The sequence below is a fragment of the Streptomyces sp. CA-278952 genome (assembly GCF_028747205.1).
Classification (GTDB): Bacteria; Actinomycetota; Actinomycetes; order Streptomycetales; family Streptomycetaceae; genus Streptomyces.
Genome location: NZ_CP112880.1, coordinates 6,303,673 through 6,322,948, shown reverse-complemented (window position 1 = coordinate 6,322,948; position 19,276 = coordinate 6,303,673). Strand labels below are relative to the sequence as shown.

The following is a 19,276-nucleotide window of genomic DNA, read 5'->3' as shown; positions in this document are numbered from 1 at the left end:
TCACGTCGGGGGCCACCTCGCGTCGCCGGGCGGCACGGGATGGCGCGGGCCGGCTACTCCCCCGCCGGTACGTGCTCGGCGGCGGCCCGCACGTCGATCTCCCGCCAGAAGCCGGCCCGGATCGCGTACCGGTCGTGCTCGTCGATCTGGTCGTCCTTGTGGGCGAGGAGCCCGAAGCGGGCCGCGTACCGCAGCAGTTCACCGTCGATCCGGTGCGGGATGCGCGGGTACATGGTGGAGAGTTTCTGCAGGTGGACGGTTTCCGGCAGCCGCTCCATCCAGCGGCGGGCGAAGACCTGGCCCACCTCGAAGGGGTCGCCGCCGACGGTGGTGATGTCCTCCTCCCGGTCCGCCCAGCGCTGCTCGGCGCTGGTGACCTGGGCGAGGGTCGGCAGGGACGCGGTCTCCGCCGGCTCGCCGAGGGGCCCGCCGCGCTCCACCCAGCCCTTGTCGGAGGACCAGCGCAGCGTGGCGTTCGCGGGCTGGGGCGGGTGCTGGCGGTCCGGGTGGGTGGCGTGGGCGCGCAGCGCGGCCAGGTCCTTGGGGGTGGGGACGGTCTTGTGTCCGGGGGCGGACGGGGTGTCGGACGAAGAGGCGGCGGCGTTCTCGGCGGGGGCGGTGGCACCGCTCCGGGCCGCGGCGGCCTGCGCCTCGGAGGCGCGTTCGGCGGAGGCGGCGAGGGCCGCCTCCGGCAGCGGTGCGGAGAGGATCGCGGCGATCTCGGGGCGCGGGACGGGCGGCGGGGCGCAGGTGCCGCCGAGGTCCTTGGCGCGTACGGCCTTGGTGATCCAGACCCGGTCCAGGACTCGTCGTTCGTCGGCCTCGGCGACGAGGTCCTCGGACTGGTTGTAGTCGCCGTCGGCCGCCTGCACGGCCCAGAGGTGGACGGCCACCCCGTGTTCCTTGGCGGACATCAGACCGGGCAGCAGATCGCCGTCACCGGTCACCAGGACGATGTCGGAGCAGGCCCGGTTCCTGGCCAGTTCGGTCAGCTCGGCGTGCATGGCGGCGTCGACGCCCTTCTGCGCCCAGCGTCCGTCGCTGCGGGTCAGGGCGCCGAGCCGGACGGTCACACGGGGCATCACGCGGAGCCGGCGGTGCTCGGGCTGGGGCACCCGGTCGGGGGCGCCGTCGAACCAGTAGATGCGCAGCAGGGGCTGTTGGGTGTCGGCCTCGGCGCGCTCGCGCAGCCCCTGGATGAGGGCCGCGTGGTCGACGGTGATGCGGGAACGGGCGGGCTCTCCGGCCAGCAGACTCGCGGCTGCGCCCAGCAAGTAGCCGGCGTCCACCAGGACGACGCAACGGTCCACGCGTTCCACCCTCTTCCGAATTCGGGAACGGTTCAGCGGCCCGCTCCTCGATGACCGGGTCCGCTTACCCAGGGTTTCCTTCGAGTCTGCCCGACCGCGCGGGGGTTAACGGCCGGAACTGGATCATCGGCGTGGCGGATCCGGAAAGGAAGGGGGGAAGGAAGGTGAGAAGAGAGGGGGAGGCATCGCGCAAGGCGGTGGGGAGACGCGGAGAGGCCGTGCGAAGGCGGCGGAACGGGGCTCCACTGCGGAAACCGCTACGCACGGTAATGATCCAACATGCGGCGTTTGCGGCGTCATGTGAATCTGACAGCGGTCCTGGCCCCCCAGGATTCCCCACAGGAGGCATTCACCATGGCCAAGAACAAGAACCGCAAGCAGGGCAGCCAGCACGACCGCGCTTCCGCGTCGGAGCGCAGCGCGGAGCAGGCCAAGTCGACGGCGTACGAGTCGCAGAACCAGCCGCAGGCGCAGGCCCAGGGCAGCCCGTCCGACGTGGCGCGCAAGCATCAGCGGCGCTTCGGCCACAACTGACCCGTCGGCCGCGTGCGGTAGGGACAGGCGCCGGCGGAGACAGGCGTCGAGGACAGCGAGAGGGGCGTCCCGCACGTGCGGGACGCCCCTCCTGCCGTTCTCGTCGCCGGTGGCGCCTGCTCAGCCGGCCAGGCAGGCCGGGCCGAGCAGCACCTTCAGGTCGCCGAAGAGGGCCGAGTCGGCCTTGACCCGGTGCCGGTCGAGCCGGAGCACCGTGGTCTTGCGGGGGCCCTGGAGCTTGATGCGCACCTCGGTGTCGCCCCGGTGGTGGCTGAGCACCTCGCCGAGCCGGGTGACCATGGGCGGGGTGATCTTCACGGTGGGGATGGTGAGGACGACGGGCGCGTTGGTCCCGGCGTTGGAGATGTCGGGGACCTGCATCTCCATGGCGACCAGCCGGGGCACGTCCTCGCGCTTGTCGAGCCGTCCCTTGACGAAGACGACGGTGTCCTCGACGAGCTGGGTGGAGACCAGCTGGTAGGTGGCGGGGAAGAACATGCACTCGATGGAGCCCGCCAGGTCCTCCACGGTGGCGATGGCCCAGGCGTTGCCCTGCTTGGTCATCTTGCGCTGGAGGCCGGAGATGATGCCGCCGACGGTGACGATGGCGCCGTCCCCGTAGTCCCCGCTCATGAGCTGGGAGATCGAGGAGTCGGCCTTGTCGGACAGCACGTGCTCCAGGCCGAACAGCGGGTGGTCGGAGACGTACAGGCCGAGCATTTCCCGTTCCTGGGCCAGCAGGTAGGCCTTCTCCCACTCGATGTCGGAGAACTCCACGTCGAGCCCGAATCCCGGCTCGCCGCTCTCCTCCTCGCCGCCCCCGAAGAGGTCGAACTGCCCCTCGGCCTCCTTGCGCTTGACCTGCACCACGTTGTCGATCATCGGTTCGTGGTGGGCGACGAGGCCCTTGCGGGTGTGGCCCATCTCGTCGAAGGCGCCGGCCTTGATGAGCGATTCCACGGTGCGCTTGTTGCAGACGACCGCCTCGACCTTGTCGAGGAAGTCGGGGAAGGTGCTGTACTTCCCCTTCGCCTTGCGGGACCGGATGATCGAGTCGACGACGTTCTGGCCGACGTTGCGGATGGCGGTCAGGCCGAAGAGGATCACGTCGTCGCCCTGGGCGGCGAAGTTGGACAGCGACTCGTTGACGTTGGGCGGGAGCACCTTGATGCCCATGCGGCGGCACTCGTTGAGGTAGACCGCGGACTTGTCCTTGTCGTCCTTGACCGAGGTCAGCAGGGCGGCCATGTACTCGGCGGGGTAGTTCGCCTTGAGGTAGCCGGTCCAGTAGGTGACCAGTCCGTACGCGGAGGAGTGCGCCTTGTTGAAGGCGTACCCGGCGAACGGGACCAGCACGTCCCACAGCGCCTTGATCGCGGCGTCGGAGAAGCCGTTCTTCTTGGCGCCGGCCTCGAAGAGGACGAAGTTCTTCGCCAGTTCCTCGGGCTTCTTCTTGCCCATCACGCGGCGCAGGATGTCGGCCTCGCCCAGTGAGTACCCGGCGACGATCTGGGCGGCCTTCTGGACCTGCTCCTGGTAGACGATCAGGCCGTAGGTGAGGCCGAGGACCTCCTTGAGGGGCTCCTCCAGCTCCGGGTGGATCGGGGTGATCTCCTGGCGGCCGTTCTTGCGCTCCGCGTAGTTCGTGTGCGAGTTCATGCCCATCGGGCCCGGCCGGTAGAGGGCCGAGACAGCGGAGATGTCCTCGAAGTTGTCGGGCTGCATCTGGCGCAGCAGGGAGCGCATCGGCCCGCCGTCGAACTGGAAGACGCCGAGCGTGTCGCCGCGGCAGAGCAGTTCGTACGTCTTGGGGTCGTCCAGCGGGAGGGAGAGCATCTCCAGGTCGACGCCCTTGTTGGACTTCACCATCTTGATGGCGTCGTCCATGATCGTCAGGTTGCGCAGCCCCAGGAAGTCCATCTTCAGCAGGCCGAGCGACTCGCACTGGGGGTAGTCCCACTGCGTGATGGTGACGCCGTCGGTGTGCCGCGTCCAGAGCGGCGCGTGGTCGACGATCGGCTCGCTGGACATGATGACGCCGGCGGCGTGCACGCCCATCTGCCGGACCAGGCCCTCGACTCCCTTGGCGGTGTCGATGACCTTCTTGACGTCCGGTTCGCTCTCGTACATCCCCCGGATCTCGCCCGCCTCGCTGTAGCGCGGGTGCTTGGGGTCGGTGATGCCGTTGAGGTCGATGCCCTTGCCGAGGACGTCGGCGGGCATGGCCTTGGTGAGCCGGTCGCCCATCGCGTAGGGGTAGCCGAGGACGCGGGCGGAGTCCTTGATGGCGTTCTTGGCCTTGATCTTGCCGTAGGTGCCGATCATGGCGACCTTGTCGGCGCCGTACTTCTCGGTGACGTACCGGATCACCTCGACGCGCCGACGCTCGTCGAAGTCGATGTCGACGTCGGGCATGGAGACGCGCTCGGGGTTGAGGAACCGCTCGAAGATCAGCCCGTGCTCGATCGGGTCGAGGTCGGTGATGCCCATCGCGTACGAGACGATCGATCCGGCGGCGGAACCACGGCCGGGGCCCACCGCGATGCCGTTGTTCTTGGCCCACATGATGAAGTCGGCGACGACCAGGAAGTACCCCGGGAACCCCATCTGGATGATGATGTCCATCTCGTACTCGACCTGCTTCTGCCGGTCGTCGGGGACGCCGTTCGGGAAGCGGCGGCCCATGCCGACCCGGACCTCCTCCTGGAACCAGGTGATCTCCGTGAAGCCGTCCGGGATCTCGAACTTCGGCATGAGGTTCTTCGCCTCGAACATGCCGGTGGTGTCGATCTGCTGGGCGACCAGGAGCGTGTTGGCGCAGCCCTGCTGCCAGGCGTCGGAGGAGTCGACGGCGTACATCTCGTCCGTCGTCTTGAGGTAGTAGCCGGTGCCGTCGAAGCGGAAGCGGTCGGGGTCCGAGAGGTTCTTGCCGGTCTGGATGCAGAGCAGGGCGTCGTGGGCGGTGGCCTCGTGGGCGTACGTGTAGTGGGAGTCGTTCGTCACGAGCGGCGGGATGTCGAGCTTCTTGCCGATCTCCAGCAGCCCGTCGCGGACCCGGCGCTCGATCTCGATGCCGTGGTCCATCAGCTCCAGGAAGTACTTGTCCGCGCCGAAGATGTCCTTGTAGTCGGAGGCCGCCTGGACCGCCTCGTCGAACTGGCCGAGCCGCAGCCGGGTCTGCACCTCGCCGGAGGGGCAGCCGGTGGAGGCGATGAGGCCCTCGGACCACTGGGAGATGGTCTCCTTGTCCATCCGGGGCCACTTCTGGAGCCAGCCCTCGGCGTACGCGTCGGAGGAGAGCCGGAAGAGGTTGTGCAGTCCGGTCTTGTTGGACGCCCAGATCGTCTTGTGGGTGTAACCACCGGATCCGGACACATCGTCGCGCTTCTGGTGCGGCTGTCCCCACTGCACCTTGCGCTTGTGTTTGCGCGACTCCGGGGCGACATACGCCTCGATGCCGATGATCGGCGTGACGCCCGCCTTCGTCGCCGAGTGGAAGAAGTCGTAGGCCCCGTGGAGGTTGCCGTGGTCGGTCATCGCGATGTGCGACATGCCCATCTCGTTGCAGGCATCGAACATGTCCTTGAGCCGCGCCGCACCGTCCAGCAGCGAGTACTGGGTGTGAACGTGCAGGTGCGTGAAGGGCGGCTTGGTCACGGCGTCGGGCCTCCGGGAAGTCGGGCGATGACGGACGGGGGGACAGCGTGGAAGTCTACGACGTGACGGAGTCGAACGACGGGCACTCCCGGCTTCCGCCGAGCGTTGGAGAGGGCGGGACACCTGTCCGTTTTGTCATGCACTCGGTCAGGACCCGATCGGGTGGGCCCATGGTCCGGCCGGACACGCCAGCTACAGCAGGAGGCAGCAAGAAATGTCGGAAACGCAGACCGGCGCAGCGCAGCGCGGGGAGCAGATTCTCGCCGTTTTCGACACCGCCTTCGGGGAGCTGCTGGCCGCCGATCCGGCCGCTTTCCGGGTCAAGTTCCGCAAGATGGCGGGCTCGGCCTTCGCCTTCTACCGGGGCACGGCCTGCCTGTTCTACGGCGACCTGGAGCGCGAGCGGCACGGCGGCCCGTTCCTGGACGAGCGCACCGGCCGGGTGTGGATCCACGGTGATCTCCACGCGGAGAACTTCGGCACCTACATGGACGCCAACGGCCGCCTCGTCTTCAACGTCAACGACTTCGACGAGGCGTACGTGGGCCCCTTCACCTGGGACCTGAAGCGCTTCGCCGCCTCCGTGGCGCTGATCGGTTACGCGAAGGCGCTGGCCGACGAGCAGATCAGCGAGCTGGTGACGATCTTCGCCATCGCCTACCGCGAGCGGATCCACGCGCTGGCGACGGGCGCGAAGAACGACGAGGTGCCGCCGTTCACGCTGGACACCGCGGACGGCCCGCTGCTGGGCGCGCTCCGCGCCGCCCGGTCGCGCACGCGCTTCTCGCTGCTGGACTCGATGACGGTGATCCGGGACTTCGAGCGCCGGTTCGCGGACGGCGGCGGGTCGATCGACCTGGACGCCGCGACGCGCTACAAGGTGCTGGCCGCGTTCGACGGCTATCTGGAGACGCTGCCGGAGTCGAGCCTGACCCGTCCCGACTCCTACCGGGTCAAGGACGTGGTGGGCCGCCGGGGCATCGGCATAGGGTCCGCCGGGCTGCCCTCGTACAACATCCTTCTGGAGGGCAACAGCGACGCCCTGGAGAACGATGTGGTGATCTACCTCAAACAGGCGCAGACGCCGGCGGTCTCCCGGCACATCACGGACGCCGCCGTGCGGGAGTACTTCCAGCACGAGGGGCACCGCACGGTGATCTCGCAGCGGGCGCTCCAGGCGCACGCGGACCCGTGGCTGGGCTGGACCGAGCTGGACGGCTCGGGTCAGCTGGTCGCCGAGGTCTCGCCGTACGCGGTCGACCTGGACTGGTCCGACATCGACGAGGCGGACGAGATCGCGGCGGTCGTCGCGGATCTGGGCCGGGCGACGGCCACGATGCACGCGGCCGCCGACGACGAGAGCGGGCACTCGCTGGTGCCGTTCTCCACCGAGCGGGCGATCGACGCGGCCATCGCGGGCGACGAGGAGAGCTTCGCACCGATGCTGGTCGACTTCGCCCACAGCTACGGGGCGAGAGCCCGCGCGGACCACCAGATCTTCGTGGACCTCTTCCGCAACGGCCGGATCCCGGGCCTGTAGGGCGCCGGAGCCCCGGGAAGCCACCCGGGGCTCTCAGCCTCTTTTAAGGTCCGCTTACCTCGGCGCATGACACACTTTCCGACGATGGACATCTCAGGGACGCAGCTCAGGGTCGCGCGCGCGGCGGTCTTCACCGCGCTCGTCGTCACCCTGTCCACGGCGTCCCATGTGCTGCTCTCCGGGGTCCCGCTGCCGCTGACCGCGGTCGCGCTGCTCGCCGCCGCGGTCTTCGCGGTGGCGTACGCGCTGGCCGGCCGGGAGCGCGGCTTCGGGGCGATCGCGGGCCTGCTCGTCCCGCTGGAGCTGGCCGCCGACACGCTCTTCACCACGGGCCAGCACCTCTGTTACGGGGCGGCCGGCGGCCCGGTCGCGGGCACGCTGCGCGCGGTGGGCTTCGACGTCCTGTGCGGCGGCGGCGAGGTCGGCGCGGGCGGGGCCCGGATCGCGGGCGTCGGCGCGGTGGGCACCCCGCTGGCCGAAGTGGCCGGTGCGGGCGACCGTGCGGCGGCGCTGCTGGCGCAGCCGGGACCGGCCGTGCCCTGGCTGCTGCTCGTCGCCCATGTGGCGGTCGGGCTGCTCGCCGCGGCCTGGCTGCGGCGCGGCGAGGCGGCCCTGGCCGGGCTGGTGCGCGCGGCGGCCCTGCTGGCGTTCCGGCCGCTGCTGGTCGCGGTCGCGGTGGTGCGCGCGGGCGTCCGGGCCGCGACCCGCCGCTCCCGGCCCGCCGGGCGTCCGCACCCGCCGCTGACCGCCCGCTTCCTCGTGCACTGTGTGGGGCGCAGGGGCCCGCCGCTCGCGACGTACGCCGCTGCCTGAGGGCACGGCCACGCGACGACGGCAGCACCCGCCCACTCCCCACAGACGTACTCACGGAGAACGATCATGAGCAAGCGCAACACCCAGGCCCACAAGGCAGCGGCCCGCGAGCGGCTGCGCGCCGAGCGCGAGGCCCAGGCCAAGAAGGACAAGACCCGCAAGCAGCTCATCGTGGCGGTCTCGGTCGTCGCCGCCCTCGCCGTGGTCGGCGGCATCAGCTACGGCGTGACGCAGCTGAACAAGCCGGACGCCTGGGAGACGGCCGCGGACGCGAAGAACGTCACCGCGCCGAAGAACACCTCGGGCGACGACGGCACCACCGTGGTGATCGGCGAGCCGGGCGCGAAGAAGACCCTGGAGCTGTACGAGGACTCGCGCTGCCCGGTCTGCGCCACGTTCGAGCAGGGCGTCGGCGAGACCGTCTCGAAGGACGTCGAGGCCGGCAAGTACAAGGTCAAGTTCGTCGGCGCGACCTTCATCGACAACACCGACAACGGCGAGGGCTCCAAGAACGCCCTGAGCGCGCTCGGTGCGGCGCTGGACGTGAGCCCCGAGGCGTTCATGGAGTACAAGGCCGCGCTGTACTCGGCGAAGTTCCACCCCGAGGAGAGCGACGACAAGTTCGCCAAGGACAGCTATCTCATCGAGGTCGCGGACTCGGTCGACGCGCTGAAGGGGAACAAGGACTTCCAGAAGGACGTCGAGGACGGCGCGTACGACGCCTGGGCCATGAAGATGTCCAAGTCGTTCGACAAGAGCGGTGTGCAGGGCACGCCGACGGTGAAGATGGACGGCAAGAAGATCACGGCCGAGGGCAGCGAGAACGCCCCGATGACGGCCGCCGAGTTCACGAAGGCCATCGACAAGGCGCTCAAGGCGTAACGGCCTTCGCCTTCCGCGACACCCGGCGCACCGGGCGGGCCGACCGCCGAACGCGCCGGGTGTCGCGCTTTTCGCCGCGTCTACAGGGTGGCGAGGAAGCCGAGCGCGACCTTCCAGGTCTGCTCGGCGGCCGCCTGGTCGAAGTCGTGCAGATCGGGGTCGGTGAACAGGTGCCCGGCCCCGGGGTACCGGTAGACCTCGACGTCCGCGCCGGTGCGCTGCATCTGGAGGTACCAGCTGTTCAGCCAGTCGTGGGACTCGAAGGGGTCCGGGTCCGCGACGTGCAGCTGCACGGGGAGCTCGTCCACCGAGGCGTTCTCGGCGAGGTCCGAGGTGCCGTGGAACAGCAGCAGCCCGCGGGCCTTCGCGTCGCCGAGCGCCAGGGTCTGCGCGGTCGCCGCCCCGAGGGAGAAGCCGGCGTAGACGAGCCCCTGGTCGGAGTAGGGCGCGGCGGCCAGCACGGCGCGCTTCAGCAGCTCCTCCTTGCCGATCTCGTCCTTGTAGGCCATGCCCTCTTCCACCGTGTCAAAGGTGTGCCCCTCGAACAGATCGGGCACGCGCACCTCGTGGCCGGCGTCCCTGAGGCGCGCGGCCGCGGCGTGCACGGCGGGCCTGAGCCCGTACGTCGAGTGGAAAAGCATGATGTTCATGAGGCCCATGGTGCCATTTGTGCCCTGGGGGCCGCCCTACAGCTTGGAGGACGAAGGAATGGAGAGCGTGCTGCGCCCGCTGATCGTCATCGGCGGTTCCGTGGTGATCACCCTGCTGGTCGGCTGGCTGGTCGACCTGCTGCTGCGGCGCGCCGACAGCCGTCACCACGAGACTCCGCTGTGGGGGCTGCTGCGGCGCTGCCGGCCTCCGCTCCAGGTGGTGATCATCACGGCGCTGCTGCGCGGCAGCTACCGCCAGTCGGGCATCGCCTGGCTGTGGGACCACCGGGCGGGGATCGGCCAATTGCTGACCCTGGTGCTGATCGGCGCCTCCGCGTGGCTGGTGGTGCGGATCGCGGCGACGGTCGTGGAGGCCAGTTACGCGCGGTACGCGACGGGCACCCGCGACCCGGCCCGGGTCCGCCGGGTCCGCACGCAGGTGACGCTGATCCAGCGGGTGGTCATCGCGGTCGTGGCGGTGGTCGCCGTCGCGGCGATGCTGCTGACGTTCCCCGCGATGCGCGGGGTCGGCACCTCGGTGCTGGCCTCGGCCGGGGTGCTGGGTGTCGTCGCGGGTGTCGCCGCCCAGTCGACGCTCGGCAATCTCTTCGCCGGATTCCAGATCGCGTTCGGCGACATGGTGCGGCTCGGCGACACCGTGGTGGTGGACGGCGAATGGGGCACGATCGACGAGATCACCCTGACGTTCCTGGCGGTACGGACCTGGGACGAGCGGCGGATCACGATGCCGGTCTCGTACTTCACCAGCCAGCCGTTCGAGAACTGGTCGCGCGGCGGGGTGCAGATGACGGGCACGGTCTTCTTCCACCTCGACCACTCCGCTCCGGTGGCCGCGATGCGGGAGAAGCTGCGGGACCTCCTCGGGGACATCGCCGCCTGGGACGGCCGGGACTGGTCGCTGGCGGTCACCGACACCACGCCGACCACGATCGAGGTGCGCGCGGTGGTCACGGCGAAGGACGCGGACGACATCTGGACGGCGCGCTGCGCGGTGCGCGAGCAGTTGATCGGCTGGCTGCGCGACCACCACCCGTACGCGCTGCCGCGGGTCGCCACCTCGCCCGCCGTGCTGCCGCCGGGCGAGCAGTGGGCGGAGCTGACGGGTGCGGGGGGCCGGGCGGGCCGCGACAAGGCGGCGCCCACCGACGGGGACGACTCCAAGGCCCCGCGCACGGGCCGAGGCTGAGAGCCTGCCCCGGCGACGCCCTCAGCGCAGCGAGCGGACGTCCAGGTACCGCAGCACCCGGTCCACGACCTCCGGGTCGGAGCCGGGCTCGCTGCGTGCGGAGAGCACCTCGTGGCGGGCCGCCGACATCATCTCGCGCTGGACACGGCTGATCGCCTTGAAGCGTTCCGCGCGCTGGGCGTAGGCCTCGCGCCGTTCCTCGTCGACCATGTCCGGGCTGATCCGGGCTCCGATGTCGTACGCGGCTCGCTGGAGCCGCTCCATGACCTCCTCGGGGAACTCCTCGGCCTCCTGGATCTCCTTGAGGCGGTACTTGGCGGCCCTGGCGGCCCGGACGGCGAGGTCCCGCTCCAGTGCCTCCTCGGCGTCGGTGTCGGCCCGGACCCTCAGCTTGCGCACCAGCCAGGGCAGGGTGAGCCCCTGGAAGACCAGGGTGGCCATGATCACGGCGAACGCGATGAAGATGATCTCGTCACGGCCGGGGAAGGGCTGCCCGTCGTCGGTCTCCAGCGGGATCGCCAGCGCCAGGGCGACCGAGGCCACCCCGCGCATCCCGGCCCACCACATCACGACGGTCTCCCGCCAGCTGGTGGGGATCTCCTCGCTGACGTCGCGGCGGGTGTGGAGCCGCTTGGCCAGCCAGGTCGCCGGCAGCAGGTACAGCAGCCGTACGCCGACGACGACCGCGACGATCGCGAGCCCCCAGCCGGCCATCTCCAGGGCGTGCCCGTCGGCGGTGCCGAACACGCTGTGCAGCTCCAGGCCGATCAGCCCGAAGGCCACGCCGGTGACCAGGGTGTCGACGATGTCCCAGAAGGTACGTCCGGTGAGCCGGCCGAGCACGTCGTCGGCGTCGGCGGTGTGCTCGGCGAGGAACAGCGCGACGGTCAGGACGGCCAGCACGCCGGAGCCCATCAGCTCCTCCGCGAGGACGTAGGCGACGAACGGCACCAGCAGGGTCAGCCCGACCTGGAGGGTGGCGTCGCCCAGCAGGTTCATCAGCTTGATGGTGAGCCAGCCGAGCGCGAGGCCGACGGCGACCGCGACGACGGCGGAGAGCACCAGCAGTCCGAAGGCCTCGGGGAGCGAGAAGGTGCCGCTGACGGCGGCGGCGATGGCCACGTGGTAGAGCACGATGGCGGTCACGTCGTTGAAGAGCCCCTCGCCCTCCAGGATCGACACCAGCCGGCGCGGCAGACCCACGGAGCCCGCCACAGCCGTTGCCGCGACCGGGTCGGGCGGGGCGACGAGAGCTCCGAGGGCGACGGCGGCGGCGATGGGCAGCCCCGGCACGATCGAGTTCGCGACCGCGGCGACGGCGGCCGTGGTGACGAAGACGAGGGCCACGGCCAGCAGGAAGATCGGGCGTCTGTTGGCGGCGAACTGCCGCCAGGAGGTGCGCTGCACGGAGGCGTAGAGCAGCGGCGGCAGCAGCGCGGGAAGAATGATCTCCGGTGGGATGTCGACGTTCGGCACGAACGGCATGAAGGCCATCGCGACGCCGATGAGGGTCATCAGCACCGGCGCGGGCAGCCCCAGCCGGTCGCCGAGCGGCACCGTGACCACGGCTCCGAGCAGCAGCAGGAGCAGCAGGGACATCTGTTCCACGACATGCCTTCCGGAGCGTGCGGGTCCGGCACACCACGAACGGCCGAACAGGGCTCCCACCCTGCCACGCGGGGTGCGCGATTCGGCCGATACCCCCTGCTACCGGCACTCAGGCCGGGCGGATCTCCCGCCGCATGGCCCGGTGGGGCATGTTCGCGTCGGGGAACTCGGGACCGTACGCGACGTATCCGAGCCGCTCGTAGAAGCCGAGGGCATGCGTCTGGGCGTGCAGGTCGACAGCGGCCAGACCCAGCGCCCGCGCCTCGTCCTCGATGGCCCGTACGAGGGCCGCGCCGACCCCGAGGCCACGGGCCTCCCGGCTCACGGCGAGCCGGCCCAGCGAGCCGACGGCCGGGTCGCCGCCGGTCTTCCGGGCCGCGTCGGCGCCGTGCAGGAGTCGGCCCGTGCCGAGGGCGGTGCCGTCCGCCGCGACGGCCAGGACATGCACCGCGGTCGCGTCGTGGACGTCGTACTCCAGCTCCTCGGGCACGTTCTGTTCGCCGACGAAGACTTCCTTGCGCACCTGGAAGCAGGCTTGGAGGTCGCTCTCCTCGACGGCCCTGCGGGTGCTGTACGGGGCGGGAACCGCGGTCACTGACTCTCCGCGGAGATGGTGTCGAGGGCGTGCTGGAGGTCGGCCGGGTAGGTGCTGGCGAACTCCACCCAGCTGCCGTCGCTCGGGTGCTCGAAGCCCAGGCGCACGGCGTGCAGCCACTGGCGGGTCAGCCCGAGGCGCTTGGCCAGGGTCGGGTCCGCGCCGTAGGTGAGGTCGCCGACGCAGGGGTGGCGGTGGGCGGACATGTGGACCCGGATCTGGTGGGTGCGGCCGGTCTCCAGCTTGATGTCGAGGAGGCTGGCGGCGCGGTAGGCCTCGATCAGGTCGTAGTGGGTCACCGACGGCTTGCCCTCGGCGGTGACCGCCCACTTGTAGTCGTGGTTGGGGTGGCGCCCGATGGGGGCGTCGATGGTGCCGCTCATCGGGTCCGGGTGGCCCTGGACGAGCGCGTGGTACTTCTTGTCGACGACCCGGTCGCGGAACTGGGCCTTGAGCAGGGTGTAGGCGCGCTCGGACTTGGCGACGACCATCAGGCCGGAGGTGCCGACGTCGAGGCGGTGGACGATGCCCTGGCGCTCGGCGGCGCCGGACGTCGAGATCCGGTAGCCGGCGGCGGCGAGGCCGCCGATGACGGTGGTGCCGGTCCAGCCGGGGCTGGGGTGGGCGGCGACGCCGACCGGCTTCATGATGACGACGATGTCGTCGTCGTCATGGACGATCTCCATGCCCTCGACGGGCTCGACGAGGATCTGGACGGGGGCGGGCGCACCCGGCATCTCCACTTCCAGCCAGGCACCCCCGTGGACCCGCTCGGACTTGCCGGCCACCGAACCGTCCACCTGGACCTTCCCGGCTGCGGCCAGCTCGGCGGCCTTGGTGCGGGAGAAACCGAACATCCGGGAGATGGCGGCGTCGACGCGCTCGCCTTCCAGGCCGTCCGGTACGGGCAGGGTGCGGATCTCGGGGTGCGTACTCACCTGTCGAGTATGCCTTGCGCCCGCAGGTCCCCGCGCCGGGCGGTCAGTCCTTGTGGACGGTCCCGTCCGGGTCCAGGCCCTTGAAGGAGAGGATCACGATGAGGATGCCGCCGCACACGATGGCGGAGTCGGCGAGGTTGAAGACGGCGAAGTTCTTGGGGGCGATGAAGTCCACCACCGCACCCTCGAACGCGCCGGGCGCCCGGAAGAGCCGGTCGGTGAGGTTGCCGAGCGCACCCCCCAGGAGGAGGCCCAGGGCGATGGCCCACGGCAGGCTGTAGAGCTTGCGGGCCAGCCGGATGATCACCACGATCACTCCGGAGGCGATGATGGTGAAGATCACCGTGAACGCCTCGCCGATCCCGAACGCGGCTCCCGCGTTCCGGAGCGCCCGGAACTGGAGCCAGTCGCCGATGATGTCGATCGGCGGCTGGTGCTCCAGCTTCGCGACCACGATCATCTTGGTGGTCAGGTCCAGCAGATAGGCCACGACGGCCACGCTCAGGAGAACGAGGACCTTCCGCTTGCCCCGGCCCGCGTTCACGGCCGCGTCGGCGGCCGTGCTGCCGCCCTCGTCCGTGCCCTCGGCCTCGGGATTGTCCGGCGTACCGATGATGCGCTCCGCCTCTGCCACGTGAGTCCCTCAACCTAGGTGCCTGCCTGAGGATGAGGGTACGACACACCTGTGCGGATCAGCCGCGCCGCTCCTGCTTCTGCTTGTCCTCGACGCACAGGGTGGCCCGGGGGAAGGCCTGCATCCGCGCCTTGCCGATCGGTTTGCCGCAGACCTCGCAGAGCCCGTACGTCCCCGCCTCCAGCCGGGCGAGCGCCCGCTCGGTCTGCTCCAGCGTCTCCTGGGCGTGGGCGGCCAGCGACAGCTCGTGCTCGCGGGTGATGTTCTTGGTACCGGTGTCGGCCTCGTCGTCGCCCGCGCCGTCGCCGGAGTCCCGCATCAGCCCGGCGAGCGCCGCGCCGGAGGCCTCCAGCTCGCTGCGGAGCCGCAGCGTCTCGCTCGTCAGCAGGGTGCGCGCCTCGGTGACCTCCTCGGGCGTCCAGGGGTCCTCCCCGGGCCGGACGGCCAGCTCGTCGGGGGCGGCGGCGCGGGCCGGCGGCACGGGGGCCGTGGCCTGTGCGCCTGCTGTGTGACGACTCGCGCTCTTCTTGGCTACCACCGTGTGGGCTCCCGTCTGCTCGGCGGCCGTGGCCGCCTCCGTGGCCGCCACCGCGGCCTTTCTCGACGCCTTCTTGGCCGCGCTCTTCTTGGCTACGGACTTCTCGCCGGTCGCCGTCTTCTTGGCCGCGCTCTTCTTGGCCGCGGTCTTCTTGGCCGCGGCCTTCTTGTTGTCCACCGTCTTCTTGGAGGCGGCTTCCTCGGAGGCGGCTTCCCCGGATCCAGCGTTCTTCGCCGTGCTCTTCGCGGGCGCGGCCTCCTGGCCGACCGGTGGCTCGTGGGTGCCGTCGTGCTCGGCCGCGGTCTCTTCCGCCGTCTTCTTCGCCACCATGGCCGCGGCCCCTTCACATAGGGTGATCTTGCTCGCGAATCGTGCTGGGACGATAAATCGACTCCAGCCCCGCGGCAACGGGGCACGCCGCCTTCTCGCCCCTCCCCGTATCCGGTCGTGGCGCGCCTGCCTCCGTTGTTCCCAGCTCCCCGTCCGGTAATCCGGCCCTCGGGCCCCGTCGGGAAGTCCTTGTACCCCGTCCCGCCACTCGGGTCACGCCCTCGCGCCGCGGATAACCGGTCGGCCGTCGCCCGTACGGGCCCGTACACTGGCCCCAGCGAGAGGCTTGGATGGGACGAGTAGCGCCGTACGCAGCCAGTAGCGACCCGGGGACGGTGGGAGCCCGGGGGCGAGCGCGCCGCGAAGATCACCCCGGAGCCGCCGGAAGAACGCTTTGACCGATGGGCCCCGCCCGTCGACGCAAGGCCATTAGACCCGGCATCGCGACCCCAATGAGGGGGCCACGGGCCTGTGCCCGGGGCCAAGGAGGGTGGTACCGCGGGAGCCGAGACGCTCTCGTCCCTCCGACGGAAGTGGAAGACGTCCGCCGGAGGAAGCCGCACATGACATCGCCGCAGTACCGCCAGGTACCCGCCCAGGTCGACCTGCCCGCGCTCGAACACGCCGTGCTCGACTTCTGGCGGGAGAGCAAGGTCTTCGCCAAGAGCCTGGAGCAGTCCGAGGGCCGCCCCGAGTGGGTCTTCTACGAGGGCCCGCCCACCGCCAACGGCATGCCGGGCGCCCACCACATCGAGGCCCGCGTCTTCAAGGACGTCTTCCCCCGCTTCCGCACCATGCAGGGCTACCACGTCGGCCGCAAGGCCGGCTGGGACTGCCACGGCCTGCCGGTCGAGCTCGCGGTGGAGAAGGAGCTGGGCTTCAACGGCAAGAAGGACATCGAGGCGTTCGGCATCGCCGAGTTCAACGCCAAGTGCCGTGAGTCGGTGACCCGGCACACCGACGCCTTCGCCGAGCTGACGACCCGCATGGGGTACTGGGTCGACCTGGACGACGCGTACCGCACGATGGACCCGGAGTACGTGGACTCCGTGTGGTGGTCGCTCAAGGAGATCTTCAACAAGGAGCTGCTGGTCCAGGACCACCGCGTCGCCCCCTGGTGCCCGCGCTGCGGCACCGGCCTGTCCGACCACGAGCTGGCCCAGGGCTACGAGACGGTCGTCGACCCCTCGGTCTTCGTCCGCTTCCCGCTCACCTCCGGCCCGCTGGCCGGCGAGGCCGCCCTCCTGGTCTGGACGACCACCCCCTGGACCCTGGTCTCCAACACGGCGGTCGCCGCCCACCCCGAGGTCCGCTACGTCGTGGCGACCGACGGCGAGGAGAAGCTCGTCGTCGCCGAGCCGCTTCTGGAGAAGGCCCTGGGCGAGGGCTGGGAGGTAACCGGCCAGTCGTTCACCGGCGCGGAGATGGAGCGCTGGACCTACGAGCGCCCGTTCGCCCTGGTGGACTTCCCGTCCGAAGCGCACTACGTCGTCAACGCCGAGTACGTCACGACCGAGGACGGTACGGGTCTGGTCCACCAGTCCCCCGCGTTCGGCGCCGACGACCTCCTGGTCTGCCGTGCGTACGGGCTCCCGGTGGTCAACCCGGTCCGCCCGGACGGCACGTTCGAGGAAGACCTCCCCCTGGTCGGCGGCGTCTTCTTCAAGAAGGCAGACGAGGCGCTCACCGCGGACCTGGACGCACGCGGCAAGCTCTTCCGCCACGTCCCCTACGAGCACAGCTACCCGCACTGCTGGCGCTGCCACACGGCGCTGCTCTACTACGCGCAGCCGTCCTGGTACATCAGGACGACGGCGATCAAGGACCGGCTCCTCGAGGAGAACGAGAAGACCAACTGGTTCCCGGACTCGGTCAAGAACGGCCGCTTCGGCGACTGGCTGAACAACAACGTCGACTGGGCGCTGTCCCGTAACCGCTACTGGGGCACACCGCTGCCGATCTGGCGCTGCGAGGACAACCACCTCACCTGCGTGGGCTCCCGCGCGGAGCTGACGGAACTGACGGGCGCCGATCAATCAGATCTGGACCCGCACCGCCCGTTCATCGACGAGATCACCTTCACCTGCACGCAGGAGAGCTGCCAGCTGGAGGCGTACCGCGTTCCGGAGGTCATCGACGCCTGGTACGACTCGGGTTCGATGCCGTTCGCGCAGTGGGGCTACCCGTACAAGAACAAGGAAGTCTTCGAGAGCCGCTACCCGGCGCAGTTCATCTCGGAGGCCATCGACCAGACCCGCGGCTGGTTCTACACGCTGATGGCGGTGGGCACCCTGGTCTTCGACAAGTCGAGTTACGAGAACGTCGTCTGCCTCGGCCACATCCTCGCCGAGGACGGCCGCAAGATGTCCAAGCACCTGGGGAACATCCTCCAGCCGATCCCGCTGATGGACCAGCACGGGGCGGACGCGGTGCGGTGGTTCATGGCGGCCGGCGGCTCCCCGTGGGCGGCACGGCGCGTGGGTCACGGCACGATCCAGGAGGTCGTCCGCAAGACGCTCCTCACCTACTGGAACACGGTCGCCTTCCAGGCCCTGTACGCCCGCACATCGGGCTGGACACCCTCCCAGGCCGACCCGGCCCCGGCGGACCGCACGGTCCTGGACCGCTGGCTGCTGAGCGAACTCAACGCGCTGGTCGACCAGATGACCGCCGCGATGGACGGCTACGACACCCAGCGCGCCGGCAAGCTGCTCTCGGCGTTCGTGGACGACCTCTCCAACTGGTACGTACGCCGCTCGCGCCGCCGCTTCTGGCAGGGCGACAAGGCGGCGCTGCGCACCCTGCACGAGGTCGTCGAGACGGTGACCCGGCTGATGGCCCCGCTGACCCCGTTCATCACCGAGCGGGTCTGGCAGGACCTGGTGGCGCCGGTCACTCCCGACGCCCCGGAGTCGGTCCACCTGTCCTCGTGGCCGAAGGCGGATCCGACGGCGATCGACCCGACGCTCTCCACGCAGATGGCGCTGGTGCGCCGCCTCGTCGAGCTGGGCCGGGCCACACGCGCCGAGTCGGGCGTGAAGACCCGCCAGCCGCTGTCGCGCGCGCTGGTGGCGGCGGCAGGCTTCGAAGGGCTCTCCACCGAGCTGCGCGCCCAGATCACGGAAGAGCTGAACGTCACGTCGCTGGCGTCGCTCTCGGAGGTGGGCGGCTCGCTGGTCGACACGACGGCGAAGGCCAACTTCCGCGCCCTGGGCAAGCGGTTCGGCAAGGGCGTCCAGGCGGTGGCCAAGGCGGTGGCGAACACGGACGCGGCCGCGCTGTCCCTGGCCCTGCGCGAGGGCACGGCATCGGTGGAGGTCGACGGCGAGCGGATCACCCTCGCCCCCGACGAGGTCATCATCACGGAGACCCCGCGCGAGGGCTGGTCGGTCGCCTCGGACTCGGGCGCGACGGTCGCGCTGGACTTGGAGATCACCCCGGAACTGCGCCGCGCGGGCCTGGCCCGTGACGCGATCCGCCTGATCCAGGAGGCCCGCAAGAACAGCGGCCTGGACGTCGCGGACCGCATCGCCGTCCGCTGGACGACGACGTCCCCGGCAACGGCGGAGGCCCTCACCGAGCACACCCCGCTGATCTCCGAGGAGGTCCTCGCCCTGGACTACGCGGAGGGCGAGGCGGACGAGACGTACGGCGAGGTGTTCGAGGACGAGGGCCTGGAGCTCACGTTCCGCCTGCGGAAGCGGTAGCGGTAGCCCGCAGGACCAGAGAGGGCCCGCCGGAACGGATTCCGGCGGGCCCTTCGGCGTACCTCCTCGGGAGCTGGGCTGATCAGCCCCTCCGGCGTTTGAGGAGCGGGGTCCGGGGCGGAGCCCCGATATGCAGCCGCCCGGCGCTTGAGGGCGGAAGGGGCCCGGGGCGGAGCCCCGGTTTCGGGAAGGGGCGGGGAGGGGAACAGCCCGCCGCAGGCGCCCCACCCGCCCTTGGCAGACGCGGCCGAGCCACGCCAAAGGGCCGGGCCCCGGGGAAACCCCGGGGCCCGGCCCTCTGCCTGCCGACGGCTACGCGCTCAGCGAGCGCGA

14 protein-coding genes are annotated in these 19,276 nt (G+C 70.5%); 6 read left to right on the top strand and 8 right to left on the bottom strand.

Features of this window, described 5'->3' with window-relative positions; all coding sequences use genetic code 11:
* Positions 1 to 53: 53 nt before the first annotated feature.
* On the bottom strand, positions 54 to 1,319 hold the full coding sequence (locus N7925_RS27950) for an NYN domain-containing protein (RefSeq protein WP_274345522.1): 1,266 nt from the start codon (positions 1,317 to 1,319) through the stop codon (positions 54 to 56).
* Positions 1,320 to 1,664: 345 nt separating this feature from the next.
* Here N7925_RS27950 and N7925_RS27945 point away from each other — a divergent pair, with 345 nt between their 5' ends.
* A complete protein-coding gene (locus tag N7925_RS27945) occupies positions 1,665 to 1,844 on the top strand; it encodes a hypothetical protein (RefSeq protein ID WP_018957500.1) in 180 nt (59 codons plus the stop codon).
* A gap of 120 nt (positions 1,845 to 1,964) precedes the next feature.
* On the opposite strand, the gene dnaE is transcribed toward N7925_RS27945, so the two are convergent.
* Positions 1,965 to 5,501, bottom strand: coding sequence for a DNA polymerase III subunit alpha (gene dnaE, locus N7925_RS27940; RefSeq protein ID WP_265602171.1), 3,537 nt, complete (start codon positions 5,499 to 5,501; stop codon positions 1,965 to 1,967).
* A 214-nt stretch (positions 5,502 to 5,715) separates the two neighbouring features.
* On the opposite strand from dnaE, the gene N7925_RS27935 reads away from it, so the two are divergent.
* The 3 genes from N7925_RS27935 (at position 5,716) to N7925_RS27925 (ending at position 8,736) form a co-directional block, all read left to right on the top strand.
* Positions 5,716 to 7,041: a DUF2252 domain-containing protein gene (locus N7925_RS27935; RefSeq protein ID WP_265602170.1), complete on the top strand. Its 1,326-nt coding sequence runs from the start codon at positions 5,716 to 5,718 to the stop codon at positions 7,039 to 7,041.
* Positions 7,042 to 7,125: 84 nt separating this feature from the next.
* On the top strand, positions 7,126 to 7,854 hold the full coding sequence (locus tag N7925_RS27930; protein ID WP_274345521.1) for a hypothetical protein: 729 nt from the start codon (positions 7,126 to 7,128) through the stop codon (positions 7,852 to 7,854).
* A 66-nt stretch (positions 7,855 to 7,920) separates the two neighbouring features.
* Positions 7,921 to 8,736, top strand: coding sequence for a DsbA family protein (locus N7925_RS27925; RefSeq protein WP_274345520.1), 816 nt, complete (start codon positions 7,921 to 7,923; stop codon positions 8,734 to 8,736).
* Positions 8,737 to 8,816: 80 nt separating this feature from the next.
* Here N7925_RS27925 and N7925_RS27920 read toward each other — a convergent pair whose 3' ends face one another.
* On the bottom strand, positions 8,817 to 9,395 hold the full coding sequence (locus N7925_RS27920) for a dienelactone hydrolase family protein (protein ID WP_265602167.1): 579 nt from the start codon (positions 9,393 to 9,395) through the stop codon (positions 8,817 to 8,819).
* 49 nt (positions 9,396 to 9,444) lie between these two features.
* Here N7925_RS27920 and N7925_RS27915 point away from each other — a divergent pair, with 49 nt between their 5' ends.
* Positions 9,445 to 10,593 carry a mechanosensitive ion channel family protein gene (locus N7925_RS27915; protein ID WP_274345519.1) on the top strand — a complete coding sequence of 383 codons (1,149 nt, stop codon included), beginning with the start codon at positions 9,445 to 9,447 and terminating at the stop codon, positions 10,591 to 10,593.
* A gap of 21 nt (positions 10,594 to 10,614) precedes the next feature.
* Here N7925_RS27915 and N7925_RS27910 read toward each other — a convergent pair whose 3' ends face one another.
* From N7925_RS27910 to N7925_RS27890, 5 genes are all read right to left on the bottom strand, one after another.
* Entirely contained in the window at positions 10,615 to 12,201 is a 1,587-nt protein-coding gene (locus N7925_RS27910) for a Na+/H+ antiporter (protein WP_274345518.1), read from the bottom strand.
* Between the two features lie 109 nt (positions 12,202 to 12,310).
* Entirely contained in the window at positions 12,311 to 12,796 is a 486-nt protein-coding gene (locus N7925_RS27905) for a GNAT family N-acetyltransferase (protein WP_274345517.1), read from the bottom strand.
* Entirely contained in the window at positions 12,793 to 13,734 is a 942-nt protein-coding gene (locus N7925_RS27900) for an RluA family pseudouridine synthase (protein ID WP_265602163.1), read from the bottom strand. The genes N7925_RS27905 and N7925_RS27900 overlap by 4 nt, the downstream gene beginning before the upstream one ends.
* Positions 13,735 to 13,777: 43 nt before the next feature.
* Positions 13,778 to 14,368 carry a signal peptidase II gene (lspA, locus tag N7925_RS27895; RefSeq protein WP_274345516.1) on the bottom strand — a complete coding sequence of 197 codons (591 nt, stop codon included), beginning with the start codon at positions 14,366 to 14,368 and terminating at the stop codon, positions 13,778 to 13,780.
* 58 nt (positions 14,369 to 14,426) lie between these two features.
* A complete protein-coding gene (locus N7925_RS27890) occupies positions 14,427 to 15,236 on the bottom strand; it encodes a TraR/DksA family transcriptional regulator (protein WP_274345515.1) in 810 nt (269 codons plus the stop codon).
* 563 nt (positions 15,237 to 15,799) lie between these two features.
* Between N7925_RS27890 and ileS the strand changes: the two genes are divergently transcribed.
* Positions 15,800 to 18,943, top strand: coding sequence for an isoleucine--tRNA ligase (ileS, locus tag N7925_RS27885; protein ID WP_274345514.1), 3,144 nt, complete (start codon positions 15,800 to 15,802; stop codon positions 18,941 to 18,943).
* The last annotated feature ends 333 nt before the right edge of the window (positions 18,944 to 19,276 follow it).